Raw genomic sequence first — 15,450 nt, 5'->3', positions numbered from 1 at the left:
TGATGGATGTGCTGCTTGCCAACCCGCGTGGATTCTGTGCCGGTGTCGATCGTGCGATCGAGATCGTCAAGCGCGCGATCGAAACGCTGGGCGCGCCCATCTATGTGCGGCATGAAGTGGTGCACAACCGCTTCGTGGTGGACGATCTCAAGCAGCGCGGGGCCATCTTCGTCGAGGAACTCGACGAAGTGCCGGACAACAACACCGTCATCTTCAGCGCCCACGGCGTATCCCAGGCCGTGCGCCAGGAAGCCGAGCGCCGTGGCCTGAAGGTGTTCGACGCCACCTGTCCGCTGGTGACCAAGGTGCACTTCGAAGTCGCCCGCCACTGCCGTGCAGGCCGTGACGTGGTGCTGATCGGCCACGCCGGTCACCCGGAAGTGGAGGGCACCATGGGCCAGTGGAACCGCGAAGCGGGCACCGGCCAGATCTATCTGGTCGAAGATGTCGAGCAGGTGGCCACGCTGCAGATCAACCAGCCGGAAAACTTCGCCTACACCACCCAGACCACGCTCAGCGTGGACGACACGCGCGGCATCATCGACGCCCTGCGCGAACGCTTCCCGGCCATGCAGGGTCCGAAGAACGACGACATCTGCTACGCCACCCAGAACCGCCAGGACGCCGTGCGCGACCTCGCCAAGCGCTGCGACCTGGTGCTGGTGGTCGGTTCGCCGAACAGCTCCAACTCCAACCGTCTCAGCGAGCTGGCCATCCGTGAGGGTGTGGAAAGCTATCTGATTGATGGTGCCCACGAGATTGATCCGGCGTGGGTGGTCGGCAAGCAGCACATCGGCCTGACCGCCGGTGCATCCGCGCCGCAGGTGTTGGTGGATGGCGTGCTCGCCCGCCTGCGCGAGCTCGGTGCCAACAGTGTCGGCGAGCTCGACGGCGAGCCCGAATCGATGGTGTTCGCGTTGCCGAAGGAATTGCGGCTGCGATTGATTTCCTGAGGATTTCAGGCGTTTGCGGCGACCGCCCCAGCGCGATGTTGCGCGGGTGCAATGATGCGTCGGTGCAATGTTGCATTGGTGTGATGTTGCATTGGTAGGGTCGCACGACAGTCGACCGCCGATAACGGTGCATCACCCGGTAGGGCATGACCCGTGAACGAAAACGCTCGCCCGGCAGGCGCAATGCGTTAAAGCACCGATCACCGTTATCGGCAGGCGTCTCACGACCGCCTCTACCACCGGACCTCCAGGACTCCTCACCACCTCGCGCGACGAAGGCATGACCTTCGGCCATGTAACGCTCCTCCCCACAGGTCTAGCATCAACGGTTTCGCCCCACCGGAACTGCCTGTGATGCAACTGCGCGCCGCCATCCTCTCCGCCCTGCTGTTCACCACCGCCGGCGCACACGCCCAAACCCCGCCGCCCCAGGACATCCCGTTCCCCGGCACCCTGCGCATCGACGTTGACGCCCGCGACATCGGCCGCCGCATCTTCAAGGTCAAGGCCACCATCCCGGCCCAACCCGGCCCGCTCACCCTGCTGTACCCGCAGTGGCTGCCCGGCGCACATTCCCCCAGCGGCCCCATCGACAAACTCGCCGGCCTGCAGGTCACTGCCAACGGCAAACCGCTCACCTGGACCCGCGACCCCTACAACGTCTACGCCTTCACCGTAAACGTGCCACAGGGTGCCACCGACGTCGTCGCCAACTTCAACTTCATGTCCTCGCAGGGCGGCACGCAGGGCAGGGTGGTGATGACCCCGGACATCCTCAACCTGCAGTGGAACGCGAACTCGCTGTACCCGGCCGGCGTGAACACCCGCAACATCCAGGCCCAGGCCACCGTCACCTTGCCGCCGGGCTGGAGCTACGCCACCGCGCTGGAAACCGAGCGCCGCGACGGCGACACCGTGGTGTTCAAGCCGATCAGCTACGACCACCTGGTCGACTCGCCGCTGTTCGCCGGCCAGCACTACCGCCAGTTCGACCTCGACCCCGGCGCGAAGGTCCCCGTGCGTCTGAACGTGTTCGCCGACAACGCCAAGTCACTGGACGCCAAGCCCGAGCAGATCGAGAAGCACCGCGCGCTGGTGCAGCAGATCTACAAGCTCTACGGCGCGCGCCATTTCGACCGCTACGACTTCCTGCTCGCCCTCACCAGCCAGCTCGGCGGCATCGGCCTGGAGCACCAGCGCTCCAGCGAGAACAGCGGCGACACCGGCTACTTCACCGAATGGGACAGCACCTGGCTCGGCCGCGACCTGCTGCCGCACGAGTTCAACCACTCCTGGAACGGCAAGTACCGGCGCGGTGCCGACCTCACCACCGCCAACTTCAACGTGCCCATGGGCGACAGCCTGCTGTGGCTGTATGAAGGCCAGACCCAGTTCTGGGGCCAGGTGCTGGCCGCGCGCTCTGGCCTGTGGAGCGTCGACCAGACCCGCGACATGCTCGCCAACGTAGCCGCCAACTACGACCGCGGTCGCCCGGGCCTGGCTTGGCGCAACCTGCAGGACACCACCAACGACCCCACCATCGCCCAGCGCCGCGCGCTCGCCTTCCGCAACTATCAGATGAGCGAGGACTACTATTCCGGCGGGCAGATGGTATGGCTGGACGTGGAAGGCAAGCTGCGCGCCTTGACCGGCAACAAGCGCAGCCTGGATGATTTCGCCAAGGCCTTCTTCGGCATGCGCGACGGCGACTGGAACGTGAACACCTACACCTTCGAGGACGTGGTGAGCACCTTGAACGGCATCGCCCCGTACGACTGGGCGACCTTCCTGCGCGACCGTCTGGACGGCCACGGCCCGCTGATCGGTGGCCTGGAAGCGGCCGGCTGGAAGCTGGTCTACACCGACACGCCGAACGACGCATTCAAGGCCCAGCAGACCCGAGCCAAGAACACCAACCTGCTTTACTCCATCGGGCTGGCCGTCAGCGACAGCGGAGCCATCAGCGACGTGCTGTGGGACAGCCCCGCCTTCAACGCCGGCCTTGCACCGGGCATGACCTTGCAGGCCGTCAATGGTCGTGTCTACAAAGGTGAAGTGCTGAAGGACGCCGTAGCCGACGCCAAGACCAGCAAGGCTCCCATCACTCTGCTGGTACGCAGCTTCGACCGCATCGACACGGTACGCATCGACTACCACGGCGGCCTGCAGTATCCGAAGCTGGAGCGCATTGCCGGCAAGCCGGACCGCCTTGCCGAGTTGTGGAAGGCGCGATGAATCTGCGCCGCGACGTGCCGATTGTGGTGGCGGCCATTGCCGCCATCGTCGGCGCGTCGCTGGACGGCGACGGCCGCTGGCTGCACTACATCGCCAAACCGCTGACCACGCTGCTGATCGCCGCCATCGCATGGCGTGCCAGCGGCGACCCCGGCTACCGCCGCGCCATCCTCGCCGGCATGGCGCTCTCCTGCATCGGCGACATCGCGCTGATGCTGCCGTTCGATGCGTTCGTGCCCGGGCTGGTCGCCTTCCTGCTCGCGCACCTCTGCTACATCGTCGCCTTCCGCGCCGGCTTCAAGGCGGGCAGGGCACTCATCCTGTCCGCCGCGTTGCTCGCCCTCTTCGCCGGCAGCAACCTCATCGGCCTGTGGCCGCTGCTCCCCGATGAGCTGCGCATCCCCGTAGTCGCCTACGTATTCGTACTCGCCCTGATGGCCACCCTGGCCGTCGCACGCGGCCCACGCGTCGCAGCAGTAGGTGCCGCCTTCTTCGTAATCAGCGATTGCGCATTAGCCTGGGACCGCTTCGGCGGCGGCCTCCCCGCCGCCAGCCTCATCGTCCTGAGCACCTACTACGCAGCGCAATACTGCATCGCCCGCTCGGTGCAGAACCGGACGCCATGATCTCGGCCGGGCCTGCACAAAATTGGGCTCCATGATCCGACTGGGGCCTGCACAAAATCAGACTCCATGATCCGGCTGGGGCCTACACAAAATCGGACTCCATGACCCGGTGGGATCGGTCGACAGACGATCGCCCTGAAAAAGCCAACACCCGGTAACGACTGACCCCAAACGAAACCGGCTGTTGGACGCTACTCCACATCTCCCGCACTCTCACACCGCTTCCCCTCCGCACACAACCGATCCAACAACGCCAACGCCACCCCATTGCTCCACCCGAACCCATCCTGCAATGGATACTCCCCACCACCACCCCCGCCAACCTCACCTTCCACCACATACTTCTCCACCAACTTCCCCTCCCGCTCATACACCCGCTGCACCGTCCGCAAAAACCGCACCCCCACCTGCCGCGCCAACCCGTCCTGCCCATACCGCTGCAACCCATCCACCGCCACCCATTGCAACGGTGCCCACCCGTTCGGCGCATCCCACTGCTGCCCCGTGTTCTCGGTGGTGGTCAACAACCCGCCTTCGCGCAGCAACTGCACCTCCACCGCCTGCGCCGTGCGCTTTGCCTGCGCACGCTCCGCCACCTCCAGCCACAGCGGAAACAACGCAGCCGCCGTCAGCGCCGGACGCGGCGTCCCACGCTCCATATCCCGATCCGCATACCAGCCCTGCCGCTCGTCCCACAGCAGTGCGTTGATCGCCTCCCGCCGCTGCTTCGCCATGCGCTCGAAATCACGCCACACCGCACGCTCACCGGAAGCACGCGCCGCCCGCGCTACCGTCTTCTCCAGATGGAACAGCAGGCTGTTCAAATCCACCGGCACAATCTGCGTCGTATGAATGCTGCTCAGCTCTGCCGGATGCACCAGCCAGCGCGAACTGAAATCCCAGCCCGATTCTGCCCCTGCACGCAGATCGCGATACACCTGAGAAGCCGCACGCTGCGGTGCCTTCGCCGCCGTCGCCAGATCATCCGTCCACGATTCCGTACGCGGCACCGCACGCGCATCCCAGTACCGATTGAGCAGGCTGCCATCGTTCATCCGCACCACGCGCTCACTCGCTGCACCGGGAGCCAATCCCTCTGAACCCCGCATCCAGAACGCGTGCTCGGCGCGCAACTGCGGCAGATAACGCTGATACGCCGCGTCACCCTCATGCGTCGCCAGCAGGTCCACCATCAAGCTGAAGAACGGCGGCTGCGACCGGCTCAGGTAATAGCTGCGGTTGCCATTGGGAATGTGCCCGTATTGATCCAGCTGCCAGGCGAAGTTGTCCACCATGTCGCGCACCTGCTCCCAGCGCCCGCTGGAGGCCAGCCCCAGCAGGGTGAAGTAGCTGTCCCAGTAATAGACCTCGCGGAATCGGCCACCCGGCACCACGTAGGGCTTGGGCAGCGGCAGCAGTGAGCCGTTCGGGTCGACATCCGGCGTGGAGCGGGTCAGGTGAGGCCACAGCGTTTCGATGTGCGCGCGAAGGGTTTGGCCTGCTGGCGGGACGTAGGCGTCGGCCTCGCCCGGCACGGTGAAGTGCTCGCCTACAAAGGTGCCGAGGTCGAACCCAGGCTGGGTGCGGGCGCGTTTCCATTCCGCGACGGCCGCGGCCGGGTCACCCTTGGGCACCGCATCGGCGAAGGTCTTCTGGTCCTTGAACACATGCGCCCGCTGCACTTGCTGGAACAACGGAGCCCATTGCTGGTCAGGCGTCAGCGGTAACGGGGCTCCGGACTGGGCAGCACAGACACCGGAATGCAACAAGCAAGCCAGCAGCAGGCCGGCGAAGCGGGCGCGTGGGTACATGGGCGGTTTCCGCAGGAGGACATCGCCACCTTAGTGCCGAAAGCGTCAACGCAGGGTGGGGCTCAATGGCACTGGAGCAACCGCCACACATTGCTGAAATCCCCCTGCGCAGCGCGTTCTGGTTCTACCCAGAAATACAGGCGGCCGCCATCGCCCCAGGCAAACCCCATTTCCTCGTCGTCATCCACCTGCAGCAGCAGTTCCCATCGCTGCGCTGCTACGGCCGGATCCACGTCGCGATGGCTGTTGGCAATTGCCTCGCAGTCTGACTGCATGCCCGAGCACTGGATCGGGTTGTCATAGCCGCAGAACTGGTGCCATGGGGCATCGCCGAACGGAATATCCTGCAATTCCAGATACGCATCTGACTCCACATCATCCAGGTCCAGCGGCTCCAGCTGGGGATCATCGATCGGTGGCAGTGTCTGAATCAGTACCGGGCGGACACTGCTGCCCACGCGGCGTTGCCTGCGTCCCGATCCCACCGTCGCCGTACTGACCTGCGGCTCTTCGACGTCCGCCACCAGCAGCACGGCGTGATTGCCTCGATCTTTCGGGCTGCCACCCCATCCGCCGCGGCCGTGGAAGAACAGCAGCGCCCCCTGGGCGGGCAGCCAGTCGACCGGCAGGGCCGCCTGCGTCTCGGCCAACGAGAGGCGGGCCAGGAACTCCAGCGGGCCCTTGTCGCCCTGTGGCCACGGCGTGCCGTCGGGGAACTGCGGGTCGCCGCCAAGCCAACTGCGTGAAGGGCCGTCGAAGCGCTGCAGCCGCAGGGCAGGGCGCAGCAGATTCTCCACCAGCGGCAGCACATCCCGAGGCGGCGGCGGGGGCGGCGGTGCGGGGCGGTCCTGGCCGAGCAGGGAGCGGATCCAGCTGAGCATGCTGTCGAGTCCTTTTGACAATGAGGGGATCATAGGGCCCCCGGGGGCCCCGCGCAGCCGTCCTTCCGCCAGATTGACCGTCCCCGCCGCTCCGCTTAGAATTGCCTGCTCAGCCGGAATAGCTCAGTTGGTAGAGCGGCGCATTCGTAATGCGTAGGTCGCAGGTTCGACTCCTGTTTCCGGCACCATGGTCTAGTTTTACTGAAAAATCAGTTACTTGCGGACCCCGCAGGTACAGCATGAGGGAAGCGTGGGTGCACCGCTTTTTTCGCGATGATGTGCAGTGATATGGCTTTCTGCGCAAGACCGGTTTGTCTTCAAGCTGTGCGCGTACTTCGCCGACTTGTTGCCTACCGCCCACACCCGCAATGCTAGGGCGCACGCCCACGACGACGTCCGGTTCGATGGAGTGACTCGGAAGGGTGGAGGTAGCTTCGTCTCTTCTACAGGAAGAGCTTGGTCAGCATGGCGACTGTGCAGAACGCCAAACCGCCCATAACAAACCGCAACCATTGCGATTGAGCGTCTGTCTTGCATGCATCGGTAACGAGCTTGTCGATCAAGTCCTCGACCTTCTGTACGTCCATGGGTTCCTCCGGCAGTGTCCATAACGTCCTTAAGTCTAAGACCTTCAGGGATCAATCCACGGCTTGAGCCTCTCTGAGCGTGGGTGTCGCTCACATGACCCTGATCGGTGGCTCAGGAGGCAACGCTTTATCACCGAGGCGGTACGACTAGCTGCGTATCCCAAAAGGACCGATGAGGTGAAGGCCGAAGGTCCAAGCTGCGCGCCTCTAGTCATCACGCTGGCGTAATGCTCAAGGAGGGCGGAGTGGTATCGTTTTCAATCGAAGGTTCAAGGCAGGAGCATCGCAATGGCACTGCACGCATTTGCTTACTACAGTCAAGCTGTGCCAGGCCTCTCTGCCGACAATGTGTATGACATGGTTCGGGAAGCTGCTGCTCACAACAGGATTGCGGGGGTAACTGGTGTACTGCTCAGCGATACACAGCGGTTCCTCCAGTACATAGAGGGGCCTGAAGACGGGGTGGCGCTGACCGTCCAACGGATTCTCGGGTCTAAGTTGCATACTGAAATCGTAGAGTTAGCTAGAGGCCAAGTAGGCACGAGGCGCTTTCCGTATTGGTCAATGCGTTGGATTCCGGTAGACGAGTCCGAACTTGAGGCTGCTGCCTTTAGCGAATGGGGCGGCCTCGCACACCGAGAAAACTCCCCTACGCGAATACCAACCGGGGTGGACCGGATTCAGACCTTGGTCCAGCCTTATGTGAACTAAAGGGACCGTTCGGCATAGGCTTCGCACCGGCTTAACAAGGGAAGTAGCAGATTCGCAATCAGCGCGGGGAGGCATCCACGTTGGGCGTCACGCGCACCCTGGCAGCTTTCACCCGGACGCGCGGCCATCTTAGCCGGCACTCCCTCGGCATGGCTGCGCCTCCGGGGCCAGGATTTTCGAATTGCGCAGATCCTCTACGGAACTGTCCTCGATTCTCGCAAGTTCCCCCCCCTGAGTGCGCCGCGCGGTCAATGGCGTCAAGCGCTGTCCGGATAGCATCGTGATACGGCACTCTTGCAGTGCTCTTGGTGTGAGCTATGGGCTAACTTGTCGGTGATTTTCTCGCTCAAATGACCTACGAGCAATCGACAGGCCACTTGGCTCAGAGTGGGCGCAGAGAGTGGGGCGGCTCTTCCGCCGATCCCGTTGAGATCCTTCAGTTGAATTGCTGCAGTCAGTGGAAATAGATTGGATTTTCGATATCTGCTGGGCTGTGCTTTAGTTCAGGTGTTCCCCACAAAGCTAGGCCATCGCAATGCTAAAGCTCACGCTGGAAAGGCTACTCCCTGGTGAAATCGCCCGGATAGCAGCAGGAAAGACGGCATACGGGCGATGCTTCCTGATCTGTCTCCCGTTCCGTAACAGGCTCATAGTAGACCTCAGAAGGCCTTCCGCAGTGGGTGAAAAAGGAAGGTGCGCATGAGGCATCCTCGACCCTCTCAAGCCAAGCGTGACGCCGTTGTAGCTAATGAGGTGCCCTACGGTCCGGTTTCAAGGCAATCTCATCTTCTAGAGGTTCCGATCCGCCGGCTCTCCGATCTGCTAGGTCCAGACACCACTCTGCGCCAGATTTACTTTCTGATGGCGCTATGGCGTGTAGATGCGTCGGGTTTGTCTGCGGGAAGCCTTGAGGAGCAGATGAACAAGGCCGTGCCAGTTGTCCAGAGCACGACAAGTAGGTCGCTTCGCATTCTTAAAGAACTCGGGCTAGTAGAGGTTTTCCTGGCACCGCATGACGGCAGGGTGCGATTGACTCGACTGAGTGCAGTGGGTCGATCATTTATGGCTGAACTGCTCCACCTGACGCCTTCTGTCCAAGAAAAAAAGACAGATAGGGGCAGTGGGATGGGGCAGCAATCCAGACTCACTGGCTGACGCTGCACGTGCAGGAGGGGCAGCCGCAGTCCAGAGTTTAGACTACGGCCGACCTCTCTCTCGCCTGTCTACAATGGGCGAATAACTTCTAGACGGTCCTTGATGAAGGACTGTTGTGCCATCGGCAGTGAAGACTAAGCAATGGGTGGAACGCAAGGCTTCTGCGGTGCCACGCGCTGGCCTAGGGTTGTGGTTGAAGGCTCCGCCCGCTGGCGCGTAGGTCATGGTCGGCGGACTTTAGTACGGCAGTCAGGAGGCCTGAGCGGCAAGGGTCGTCGGGTAGAATGTCGATCTGCTTGTGCTTGGCTGCGCGTGCGTTCTGACGGCTAACTGCGTGGTCTAGATAGATTGCGCGGACCCGCACTGAACGCCTCATGGCTTCGGGGAACATAGAGACGGAGATGTCTACGAACTCCCCGCAGCCTGTGAGGTGGTTTAGACCGAATCGCGACGGGTAGGGGGCGGGGGCAGGTTCGTCAGGGTGCTGCCATCGGACGACCAAGCCCAGTGTCACAGGGCAGCAGGATAGGTGGAGAGTAGGATTCCAACCACCGACCCGCGAGAACTTGCCTACCTTCTCCAGCATGGTGTGTGCGGGAAGGTTTGTGGATGCGGGGATGGTCACCTGTGTACCTTCGCCCTGCATCTTGAGAAGGGCCATGAAGTAACGAATACCTGATGCAGTGACGTATCCCTCCGCCTTGAGGCGCATCCGATAATCCCTTGGATCGATTGTGGAAAGATCAGCAGGCAGTCGTGGCTTCTTAGGTGCGCGCTTGCGCGGGACGTCAGGCGGAAGCTTTCGACCCTTCTTCAGGGACGCTCGAGCGGCCATGAACGCCACGTTTTTCTCTTTGTGCAGTTGGCGTAGGGCAGCAGCGGTGTGTTCCGCTGTTTCCATGGGCGACGGAGGATAGAAGCGCCCATCCCGCATTCTGGGGCCTTCCTGGGTTTCGTCGGTGAACATTGCGTGCGCGGAAGCTCCACGCAGGTCGGGCGCAGGCGGCATGAAAGTAGTCCTGGTTGTGGCCGGAGTGGACCGGCAAGATTGGTCAGCAATCAGAGAATGCTTATGCGTATACACCTAAGGGCAAGGTCCGCTCTGTGGAACGGAGTTATGCGTATACAGCTAGGGAGTTGGCATCCTCTCTACTCGGTAGGAGAGGGCGCTTCAATGTGCGTCCTGCCTGCCATGAACGCCGTCCCCATTGGTGGCTTGGCAAGCAATGCTGCTTCAGCAACTTGACGTTGCGCAATCCTTCTTCGAGGGTCAGTGGTAATTGCCGGTAGCGCCCGGCCCGCCTTGGCTGACCTGGCGGTTGCTAGATGGTAGGTTGAACACTATTACGCAGTGCTCGGCGTCCGTTTCATGTCTTCGAGGGTCGGACCAAACCCCGGCATGGCAGTGCCTCTTCCGGCTCGCCTCGCCAGCTCCTTCTGCTACGCCTGTTGTTGCCCTTACCGTGTCCTGCGGTCGGGTCTCACGAGCAGATGATCAAACATTGCGGGGCGCTCTGCACGCCCCTGCGGAGATGCCTGGGTGGTTTGGAGGTCGTCGTAAGGGATCATGCAGAGCACCTCACGCTCTCCACGGTTCACTAGGTGAGACGGCAGACCTCACGGGAACATGACCTGTCCCTCAAGGGTGGGCAGTGAAAGCAGACCGACAGATAGGCTTGCCATCCTCTTAGGGAAGGACCTAGTGGGTGGTAGACGTACGTGTGCGCGCCAGTGTTGCATGTGTTCTAGCTAGGGTGAGGGGTGAAAACCTGTGCGGAAGGTCTGCGTGGCTCGGGCCGCATTGAACCGGTCGTAGGGACACTAGCCTTCAAGCCTCTTCAGCAGCCTTGATACTCCCGCACGTGTCCATTCAGCGCCCCTCGGCGTAAGAATGCCACGGCTGTTGAGGGCTGCCACGATGCCTCCCAAGGTAGTGACGCCGGTGCCTTGCAGCTCCTTGATGGTATCCTCAAGCCTCGCCGCGAATGCATCGGCCCTGTTCTGTACGGCCTCCATAGCGGCTGTATTTCCCTTTCCCGCGCGCCTCAGTGCGTCTGCACCGTTGGGATTTCCCAGCATCTGTCCGCGCGCCTTCGCAGCCTGTAGCGCCGCCTTGGTGCGGTTTGAGATAGCCACCCGTTCCTGTTCTGCGACCAGTGCGAGGATGCCTACCGTCAATTCGCAGGCATCAGGCATGTCAGCAGCAATAAACCGTGCACCCGAGTCACGCAGCGTCAGAAGAAAGGCCGTATTTCGGCTTAGTCGATCCAGCTTGGCGATGAGCAATGTCGAGCCGGTGAGAGCGCACAGCCGTAGAGCCTTCAACAGCTCAGGTCGGGCATTGTGCTTGCCGGACTCAGCCTCGGTGAACGTATTGACGATCACGCCTCCGCGCTGCGCAGAAAGCGCCTCACACGCTGCACGTTGCGCGTCGAGGCCGAGGCCAGATGCGGCCTGAGCGCGAGTGGACACACGGTAGTAGGCGATGAATCGGGGTGCAGAGATCATGCTGTATCAAAGTGCCTTACGTTCGGTTGGCGTAAAGATACACCGGGCGAAGCACGTGTCAATCGTTAGGTGGCCTCACGCCCAACTAACGCAGAACGCAGGTGCACATTGACCCAGCATGGTGCCGTTCGTCATGCATCAACGCAGTTCACGTGCACGCTCTACGCCCCACCAGTCCCGAATCCTCGCCCCACCACGGAACCGAAATTCCCCTGCTTATGCCCCCCAAGGGGGGAATCGGGCGTAAGTTGATCTATCGATGCCCTTCGAATTTTCGCAACAGAAACGGCTGGCCTCTTAGCCCTTCTCTCTGCTCCCCTCGTTGCCTCCTTCGTCCGAAGGGGGACTGGCGAGCATTTCTCGTGTCTTAGCATGCCACTCGGTTTGAACCGCCCAGCGTTCCGTAGACACCTCTGCGAAAGCAGACTTCTACCTTCGATAGCCCCCTGACGCCACTGCATTCGGGCCGGGCGCGCTAAGTAGCGCGTGCCTGTCTTTCACGCGCATCACGGCTTGCCGGTAATCTCCATTTGGCACGAGTCTGCGTCGGTCACGCAGCGCAAGCTCTCACTGAAATGAGCAGTCGGTCAAGGATCGCTAGGTAATTTTACCGAGGACGAGGCGACGGGGATGAAACAGAATCAGAGGCGATATCCGTCTAAGGTCCGTCATTCATCTTCGGCGTGAAGCGCGTGTTTCTGACAGGCGTGTTCGCATTTTCCTGAGGCCGCTCATGAGTCCAGCAATGCACTACACCCTTTCCGTGCCCGAGTATGGCTATAGGCTGCTGTTTGCGGACGTGTTTCTGCTGCTCTTCATCATGATGGGGCCCATCAAGTCGCTCGGTGTGTATGCGGTCGGCACGTCTGCGATGCAGCCCAGCGAGCGCCGGCTGCTGGCGTGGAAAGTGTTCTTCTCGGCCTCCGTTGCGGTCCTGGCTGCCGGACTCCTAGGCGGAAATCTGCTCAGGAAGTGGCACATCGATCCGGCGGTGCTTCAAGCGGCGGGAGGACTAGTGTTCCTCCTTGTCGCGCTCAGGCTCCTCCTCTCCCAATACGCAGCAGCGCCGGCGGCGGTTGGAGGCTCTCCCCCGTCGCCTGCATCGCTGGCATTTCCCGTCACCGTGCCGCCATACGCCTTCGCTGCGGTCATACTCCTCGTGGCACTCAGTCACGGTGCTGATCGGACGGCGTTGGTGCTAGCGGTCGCCCTCCTGGTGCTGGGGTTGGATCTTTTAGCGCTCATGTTCGCCCCTCGAATCGTAAGAACGCTTGGTCAAACCACCTTGTCCATCATCGGTGCAATCTTGGGCGTCATGCAGGTTGCTTTGGCGTTGCAGTTCGTGGTGGGAGCGGTCATCGCGATCACCGCATCAGCATTGCCTGAGTTGTGAACGCTCCTAAAGAGCAATCGCTGGCAGCGCTTAGCCGTTCCCTGGGCTTGACCTTGGGGATCCGGCCGTGACATCGCAGTTCCCCGTTGTAGGTCAGCCCAGTTATGGGGTTGTTAGGCCAAGGACTCACGGCTGCGAGGAGTAGTAGGTTCGGTTCACAGTTCCCGGTCCCCCGGGTTACATCAGACGAAGGAGCAATCTTATGACCAAGTCCAAGGGCAGCGCCGCTACGTCATCTGAAAAGGGCAGCAAGGGCTCAACGTCCACGCCCAATATCCTCATCATCTGGGGTGACGATGTGGGCATGTGGAACCTGTCTTGCTATCACCGAGGGATGATGGGTGGGTCCACGCCGAATATCGACCGTATTGCGAAGGACGGCCTCATGTTCATGGACCACTACGCACAGGCATCATGCACCGCCGGGCGCGCTGCGTTCATCACGGGCCAGTATCCCATTCGCGTCGGGTTGGCTACCGTTGGCCTGCCAGGGTCGCCCATTGGGTTGCAGAAGGAAGATCCCACCCTCGCCGAGTTCCTTAAGCCACTAGGCTACGCCACCGGGCAGTTTGGCAAGAATCACCTGGGTGATCTGGACGAACACTTGCCCACCGTTCATGGCTTTGACGAGTTCTTCGGCATTCTTTATCACCTCAATGCGGGTGAATACGCCGAAGAATACGATTTTCCCAAGGATGAGGCAGTCGCTAAGCAGTTTGCACAGCGTGGCGTGGTTCACTCCTGGGCGGAGCCAAACGGCAAGCAGCGAGTGGAGGACAAGGGGCCGTTTGGCCGAGAGCGGCAGCGAACGATCGACTCCGAGATTTTGGTGGAATCAAAAAGGTTCATCCGCGACGCGGTGAAAGCGGATAAGCCCTTCTTTGTTTGGCACAACACCACCCGCATGCACTACCGGACCAACCTCTCGCCGAAATACGAGGGGAAAAGCGGGTATGGCCCATACGCAGATGGCATGATGGAACTGGATGACACCGTTGGCGAGCTCTTGGATCTGCTCGATGAGTTGGGGGCGGACGAAAACACCCTCGTCATGTTCGCCACCGACAACGGCGCGGCCAGCAACAGCTGGCCCGATGGTGGCAATCAGCCGTTTAGAGGTGAGAAGGGGGTTGGCGGGTATGAGGGCGGCTTCCGGGTGCCGTGTGTCGTGAAGTGGCCTGGCGTCATTCCCGCCAACACCACCTCTGGAGAGTTCATGTCCATGGAGGACTGGCTCCCCACCATCATGTCCAAACTGGGGCAGCCCGATCTGGCCGGGAAGCTCAAAAAGGGGCACGAAGTCGGTGGTAGGAAATACAAGGTACATCTAGATGGCGTGGACCAGAGCGAGCTGATTGTTGGGGAAGGGAAGAGCAAGCGAAAGGAGTTTTATTACTTTACCGAAACCACGCTCCATGGGCTGCGCTACGGCGACTGGAAGTTCCTCTTCAAGAAGCAGGACAGGTGGTTCAACGGAGTGCAAGAGAACCTGACCTCTCCGCTGATCACGAACCTCAAGCTTGACCCCTTCGAACGGTTCCACAACGCCCGAGGTTTCGATGAGTGGCAAGAGAACCGGGCGTGGACACTTGGCCCCGCCTCAGCCCAGGTCGGCAAGTTCCTCCAGACACTTAAGGAGTTTCCCCCTCGCCAGGCCAGCACCAACTTCGACATTGACCGTATGCTGGCGTCCATGGAAAACAGTGGCACGCAGCGCTGAGACGGCTCTTTCCGGTGGGGCTTTCGCCCCACCGGATTTGTTAGGGGCACGGTCACTTCGGATAGAGCAGCGTCACATTGAATCGTAGGCCCCAGTCCGGCCCCCCGCGTGGACCATCCAAGTAGGCGCGGACTCCTCCTTGGAAGCTGACGCGCTGCCTGCCGATGCGAGTGACCTTTGAGTATTGAAGGTTGAGCGGGATGAGCCACTGCCGAGCCTTCCAATCGTAGGTGGATTCTAAGTTGACGGCGATGGTGCGACCGCCGGAAAGCCCCCTCGTGACAAACGGTTGAAGCATAGTGGTGCTCACGTCCGTGCGCCTGCCCCTTGCCCCTCCCACATCGGCCAGGTGATTGACGAGCGCTCCATACGTCCATGACCCATGCTGAAGCAACGCTACGGCTGTGGGGCCGGCTGCCCAAGTATCCGCGCTGAGGTCATCGGTGCCGGTGGGAAGCAAGAAGACGGGCCCAATGCCCCAGATAAGACCACTCGAGGTCGGCTCCTTGGGCGAGATGAAGATGCTCTGGACAACGTCTCCCAGGCCCGCCTGATCTGTCCCCGGCACCACCTCGTTCTGGTAAATGATCGGAACGATAGTGCGAGAAATGATGTTCCAGTCCTCATTCAAGGATATGGGGACGACGGGCTGGACATTGAGCGTGTGTCTATAACCTTTGTCCCCAAAGGTCCTATCGTAGTTGTATTGGAAAGGTACGCTGATGAGGGCTGCGACTGGATTGGCCAAGGCTTTGGCAAGCGCATCGGCATCATCTCCGCCTTCTGCGGCATGCGCAGCCCCGCAGGCAAGAAGCATTAGGGTCACTCCGGCTGTTTTGGTTTTCATCAATGATCCTCGCTTGGGTTGGG

General features: G+C 61.4%; 11 protein-coding genes and 1 tRNA gene. 7 read left to right on the top strand and 5 right to left on the bottom strand.

Annotated elements, in window-relative coordinates; all coding sequences use genetic code 11:
• Positions 1-2 precede the first annotated feature (2 nt).
• The 3 genes from ispH to RT551_RS10195 all read left to right on the top strand — a co-directional run bounded on the left by ispH (position 3) and on the right by RT551_RS10195 (position 3,814).
• Positions 3-953: a 4-hydroxy-3-methylbut-2-enyl diphosphate reductase gene (ispH, locus tag RT551_RS10205; protein ID WP_313458193.1), complete on the top strand. Its 951-nt coding sequence runs from the start codon at positions 3-5 to the stop codon at positions 951-953.
• Between the two features lie 354 nt (positions 954-1,307).
• Entirely contained in the window at positions 1,308-3,188 is a 1,881-nt protein-coding gene (locus RT551_RS10200) for a peptidase M61 (protein WP_313458191.1), read from the top strand.
• Entirely contained in the window at positions 3,185-3,814 is a 630-nt protein-coding gene (locus RT551_RS10195) for a lysoplasmalogenase (RefSeq protein ID WP_313458189.1), read from the top strand. The genes RT551_RS10200 and RT551_RS10195 overlap by 4 nt, the downstream gene beginning before the upstream one ends.
• A 191-nt stretch (positions 3,815-4,005) precedes the next feature.
• On the opposite strand, the gene treA is transcribed toward RT551_RS10195, so the two are convergent.
• Both treA and RT551_RS10185 read right to left on the bottom strand, forming a co-directional pair.
• Positions 4,006-5,625: an alpha,alpha-trehalase TreA gene (treA, locus tag RT551_RS10190; protein ID WP_313458186.1), complete on the bottom strand. Its 1,620-nt coding sequence runs from the start codon at positions 5,623-5,625 to the stop codon at positions 4,006-4,008.
• Between the two features lie 62 nt (positions 5,626-5,687).
• A complete protein-coding gene (locus RT551_RS10185; protein WP_313458183.1) occupies positions 5,688-6,506 on the bottom strand; it encodes a YwqG family protein in 819 nt (272 codons plus the stop codon).
• Between the two features lie 112 nt (positions 6,507-6,618).
• Here RT551_RS10185 and RT551_RS10180 point away from each other — a divergent pair.
• Positions 6,619-6,694, top strand: a tRNA-Thr gene (locus RT551_RS10180).
• 255 nt (positions 6,695-6,949) lie between these two features.
• Here the strand turns inward: RT551_RS10180 and RT551_RS10175 are convergent.
• Positions 6,950-7,093: a hypothetical protein gene (locus tag RT551_RS10175; RefSeq protein ID WP_313458182.1), complete on the bottom strand. Its 144-nt coding sequence runs from the start codon at positions 7,091-7,093 to the stop codon at positions 6,950-6,952.
• A 288-nt stretch (positions 7,094-7,381) separates the two neighbouring features.
• Between RT551_RS10175 and RT551_RS10170 the strand changes: the two genes are divergently transcribed.
• The gene (locus RT551_RS10170; protein WP_313458180.1) at positions 7,382-7,804 is read left to right on the top strand and encodes a BLUF domain-containing protein; all 423 of its coding nucleotides are present in this window, start codon (positions 7,382-7,384) and stop codon (positions 7,802-7,804) included.
• 2,976 nt (positions 7,805-10,780) lie between these two features.
• Here the strand turns inward: RT551_RS10170 and RT551_RS10165 are convergent.
• Entirely contained in the window at positions 10,781-11,467 is a 687-nt protein-coding gene (locus RT551_RS10165) for a recombinase family protein (protein ID WP_313458178.1), read from the bottom strand.
• Between the two features lie 745 nt (positions 11,468-12,212).
• Here RT551_RS10165 and RT551_RS10160 point away from each other — a divergent pair.
• Together RT551_RS10160 and RT551_RS10155 are read left to right on the top strand one after the other, a co-directional pair.
• Positions 12,213-12,860 (top strand): MarC family protein, encoded by a 648-nt coding sequence (locus tag RT551_RS10160; protein ID WP_313458176.1) that lies wholly within the window; start codon positions 12,213-12,215, stop codon positions 12,858-12,860.
• A gap of 202 nt (positions 12,861-13,062) precedes the next feature.
• A complete protein-coding gene (locus tag RT551_RS10155) occupies positions 13,063-14,580 on the top strand; it encodes an arylsulfatase (RefSeq protein WP_313458174.1) in 1,518 nt (505 codons plus the stop codon).
• A gap of 52 nt (positions 14,581-14,632) precedes the next feature.
• On the opposite strand, the gene RT551_RS10150 is transcribed toward RT551_RS10155, so the two are convergent.
• Positions 14,633-15,427: a transporter gene (locus tag RT551_RS10150; protein ID WP_313458172.1), complete on the bottom strand. Its 795-nt coding sequence runs from the start codon at positions 15,425-15,427 to the stop codon at positions 14,633-14,635.
• Positions 15,428-15,450: the final 23 nt, after the last annotated feature.

The organism is Stenotrophomonas sp., from assembly GCF_032103445.1.
Lineage (GTDB): Bacteria > Pseudomonadota > Gammaproteobacteria > Xanthomonadales > Xanthomonadaceae > Stenotrophomonas.
Note: the sequence above shows the minus strand (reverse complement) of the source record. Positions and strands in the feature narration are given on the sequence as shown.

What these genes read in the sequence shown, in the direction of transcription:
- ispH (WP_313458193.1), top strand. Translation starts at nt 3, where the DNA reads ATGGATGTGCTGCTTGCCAACCCGCGTGGATTCTGTGCCGGTGTCGAT.
- RT551_RS10200 (WP_313458191.1), top strand. Translation starts at nt 1,308, where the DNA reads ATGCAACTGCGCGCCGCCATCCTCTCCGCCCTGCTGTTCACCACCGCC.
- RT551_RS10195 (WP_313458189.1), top strand. Translation starts at nt 3,185, where the DNA reads ATGAATCTGCGCCGCGACGTGCCGATTGTGGTGGCGGCCATTGCCGCC.
- treA (WP_313458186.1), bottom strand. Translation starts at nt 5,625, where the DNA reads ATGTACCCACGCGCCCGCTTCGCCGGCCTGCTGCTGGCTTGCTTGTTG.
- RT551_RS10185 (WP_313458183.1), bottom strand. Translation starts at nt 6,506, where the DNA reads ATGCTCAGCTGGATCCGCTCCCTGCTCGGCCAGGACCGCCCCGCACCG.
- RT551_RS10175 (WP_313458182.1), bottom strand. Translation starts at nt 7,093, where the DNA reads ATGGACGTACAGAAGGTCGAGGACTTGATCGACAAGCTCGTTACCGAT.
- RT551_RS10170 (WP_313458180.1), top strand. Translation starts at nt 7,382, where the DNA reads ATGGCACTGCACGCATTTGCTTACTACAGTCAAGCTGTGCCAGGCCTC.
- RT551_RS10165 (WP_313458178.1), bottom strand. Translation starts at nt 11,467, where the DNA reads ATGATCTCTGCACCCCGATTCATCGCCTACTACCGTGTGTCCACTCGC.
- RT551_RS10160 (WP_313458176.1), top strand. Translation starts at nt 12,213, where the DNA reads ATGCACTACACCCTTTCCGTGCCCGAGTATGGCTATAGGCTGCTGTTT.
- RT551_RS10155 (WP_313458174.1), top strand. Translation starts at nt 13,063, where the DNA reads ATGACCAAGTCCAAGGGCAGCGCCGCTACGTCATCTGAAAAGGGCAGC.
- RT551_RS10150 (WP_313458172.1), bottom strand. Translation starts at nt 15,427, where the DNA reads ATGAAAACCAAAACAGCCGGAGTGACCCTAATGCTTCTTGCCTGCGGG.